The sequence below is a fragment of the Dokdonella sp. genome, assembly GCF_039926425.1.
In the GTDB taxonomy this organism is placed as follows: Bacteria; Pseudomonadota; Gammaproteobacteria; order Xanthomonadales; family Rhodanobacteraceae; genus Dokdonella_A.
Window position 1 is genome coordinate 1 of record NZ_JBDSWZ010000082.1, and the last position, 2,973, is coordinate 2,973.

Below are 2,973 nucleotides of genomic sequence, written 5' to 3' on the forward strand. Positions count from 1 at the left end.
TGGCCGACCGGCGCGACGACGCGCGCATGCTGATGCAGGTCCATGACGAACTGGTGTTCGAGGTTCGCGCGGACGCGGTCGATGCGGTGGTCGTCGGAGTGCGCGAGCGAATGGCCGCAGCGGCGCAGTTGAACGTACCGCTGGTGGTCGACATCGGGAGCGGCTCGAATTGGGACGAGGCGCACTGAGCGCAATCGCCACGTTGCGAAAGGGGCTTGGCATAGGCCATTGGTCATGCCCGATCTGGAGCATGAACGCCCGATAAATACGACCGGCATGCGTCTGGAAACTTTTCGCACCGAACCGCATCTATCTATCCGGGCGCACGCAACGGCGTCCTGGTTGGCTCACCTCCCTGAGTGCAACCCCTGAAGCCCAATCCTCCCCAGATTGGTCTTCAACCCCCGCCCCGAGGGCTCCCCCTGGCCCTCGGGGTTTCTTTTTGTGCGATGTGGGCGTTGTGGAAAAGGCGGACGGCGAACGGGTTCCGATCGCGTCAGCGGTGCCGCAAGGCCTGCAACAGTGCGCTGCGTGGCAGTTTTCCGGTCTCGTTGCGCGGCAACACGCTGATCCGACGCAAAGGGCGCGGCAGAAATGCCGGATCGATGGCATTGCGCAGGTCGTTCAGCAAGGCGGCTTCCGTGCGGTGTGGCGCGACGACCAGCGCGGCGATGCGGCGAACGCCGCCGCAGTCAGGCTCGTCCAGTTGCAACACGATCGCGTCATCGACGCCGTTCAACGCCAGCACGCGCCGGGTGAGATCGGCAAGGGATGCGCGCTTTCCGGCAATCTCGACCAGATCGGCATGTCGCCCACAGAGGCGAAAGCGCCGGTCGGCAAGCACTTCGACGACATCGTGAAGCGTGACGGGCGCGCAGAAATAAGGCGCATCGACCACCGTTCCGTCCGGTTGCGGTCGCAAGGTCACGTCGGCATACAGCCGCCAGTCTGCCTCGCGCGCGGTTCTCCGCTGCGCGATGACGCACGTTTCGGTGGATCCGAACAGTTCGAGCACGGGCGCTCCGTAGCGCGTTTCCGCTTCGAGGCACAACGGCTGGGACAGCGGCGCGGTCGCCGACGTGATCACGCCGAGAGGGGGAAGCGAGACCGGGTCGCGCAGCAACGCGCGCAGATGCACCGGCGTCGTCACCAGCACGCGCGGTGCCGGCACCGCGGCCAATGCCGATGCAACATCGCCCGGAAACAGAGGGCGCGCGCTGTGAACCGCAAAAGGCCCGAGCAGGGGCAACAGGATCGAAAGCTCGATTCCGTACATGTGCTGGGGCGGCACGGTCGCGACGACGTGCGCGATCTGGCCGGAGGCCAGGTCCAGCGTGTCGGCCAGCGCCTCCACGTTGCGCTGGTTGCTCGCGTGGAACGACCCCCAGGTTTTCGCATTCGGGCGTGGCTGGCCGGTACTGCCGGAGGTGAAGCCGATGACCACAACCTGCGCCGGATCAATCGAAGGCACGCCATCGACGGGCGGGCTGCTGCCCAGCACCGGCATCCGGATGAACCCCTGCGGCTCGCGCTCGAGAGCAACATCGCCGAGCGCATAGCTGCGCGGATAGGCGGCCATCACTTCGTCGATCGCCTGCTGCGTGCGCGAGGGCGGCAGGAGGTTCGTGCGGCCTTTGCACGCGACAGCGCAGAACGCCACCAGAAACGCGTAGCGGTCTTCGCACAGGTTGATGGCGTCGCGGCCGTCCGGAAGTGCGGCGACCACCGTTGCGACATCGCCGAGGAATTCTGCCACGGCCACGGCGCGGTGTTGATGGAACGCGACGATGCGCGCGCGATCGCCAAACACGAGCAAGGGCAATCCACGGGCCTGTTCACGCCCCGCGTCATCGATTACGGCAGACAAATCCTTCTCCCCCTCAGGAACGAACCAGAGCCCCGCTGATAGCGTCGCGGATTGTCGTCGGCCGCTCAAGTCCCCCGACGTCGCCGTTCAGGATTGCCGCGACTTCGTTCGTGAAGATTTGCTCCACATCGCTCGCCGACATCGCCGGCACTTCTCCGTGACGATTGGCGCTGGTCGACACCAGCGCTGCGCCAAAAGCGCGACACAACGCGGAAGCAGACGGGTGCGCGGTCACCCGCAATGCAATGCCCGCATGTGAGCCGGCGATCCATCCGGGAACGTGAAGGGAGCGCGGAAAAATCCACGTATGCGGTCCCGGCCAGGTGGCGCGCGCGCGGTCGACGGCCGCGGATGGCGTTGCAGTGAAGTCGATGTACGACGTCAATTGGTCGAAATCTGCCGCGATCAGCAGCACTCCCTGCGTCGGCGGACGCCGCTTCAGCGCGAACAAGCGCCGGCACGCCTCCTCGCTGCGTGGATCGCAACCGATGCCCCAGACTGCTTCGGTCGGATACGCAACGAGTCCGCCCGCGCGGAGCGCCTCGACTGCAGCGCGCAGATTCGGATCCATCGAGATTGCCGCGGATCAGCCGTGCGGACCGCCGCTCACGCGGCGGCCGACTTGCGGCTTGCGTCCTTGGGTACAGCGGCTTTCTTGGCGGCGGGCTTTCGTGCCGCCGTCTTCTTGGTCGCTTTTTTCGCAGGAGCTTTCTTCGTTGCCTTCTTCGCAGCCGCCTTCTTCGGCGCTGATTTCTTGACCGGGTCGCCTGCGTCCGCTGTCGCCGATTTCTTTGCCGATTTCGTCGCCTTGCCCGCGGCGCCCTTCTTGTTGAACCGGCCGCCACGCTTGGGCCGGTTCGGTGCGGCGGCAATCAGTTCGACGCACTGCGCTTCGGTCAGTTCCTTCGGCTCCTGCTCCTTGGGAATGCGCGCGTTCTTCTCGCCATCGGTGATGTACGGACCGTAGCGACCGTTCAACACCTGGATGCCGTTGCCAAAGTCCTTGATGATCCGGTTCGCAGCGGCTTCGGCCTTCGCGCGGATCAATTCCACGGCGCGATCAAACTCGATGGTGTACGGATCATCTTCCGGCTGCAGCGATGCGT

At 65.4% G+C, this 2,973-nt stretch carries 4 protein-coding genes; 1 reads left to right on the forward strand and 3 read right to left on the reverse strand.

Annotated elements, in window-relative coordinates:
• Positions 1–188 (forward strand): DNA polymerase (locus tag ABIV12_RS05315; RefSeq protein ID WP_348056990.1); only part of this gene is annotated, 188 nt, incomplete at its 5' end.
• A 308-nt stretch (positions 189–496) separates the two neighbouring features.
• Here the strand turns inward: ABIV12_RS05315 and ABIV12_RS05320 are convergent.
• The 3 genes from ABIV12_RS05320 to ABIV12_RS05330 all read right to left on the reverse strand — a co-directional run.
• Positions 497–1,867, reverse strand: a complete 1,371-nt coding sequence (locus tag ABIV12_RS05320) for an AMP-binding protein (RefSeq protein ID WP_348056992.1) — start codon at positions 1,865–1,867, stop codon at positions 497–499.
• A 13-nt stretch (positions 1,868–1,880) separates the two neighbouring features.
• Complete coding sequence (locus tag ABIV12_RS05325) at positions 1,881–2,438, reverse strand: Sua5/YciO/YrdC/YwlC family protein (protein ID WP_348056994.1); 558 nt, start codon at positions 2,436–2,438, stop codon at positions 1,881–1,883.
• A gap of 35 nt (positions 2,439–2,473) precedes the next feature.
• The coding region (locus ABIV12_RS05330) for a topoisomerase C-terminal repeat-containing protein (protein ID WP_348056996.1) at positions 2,474–2,973 on the reverse strand (500 nt) is incomplete at its 5' end.

Bases quoted from the DNA above. Each gene is read 5' to 3' on its own strand.
- ABIV12_RS05325 (WP_348056994.1), bottom strand. From the start codon at position 2,438: ATGGATCCGAATCTGCGCGCTGCAGTCGAGGCGCTCCGCGCGGGCGGA.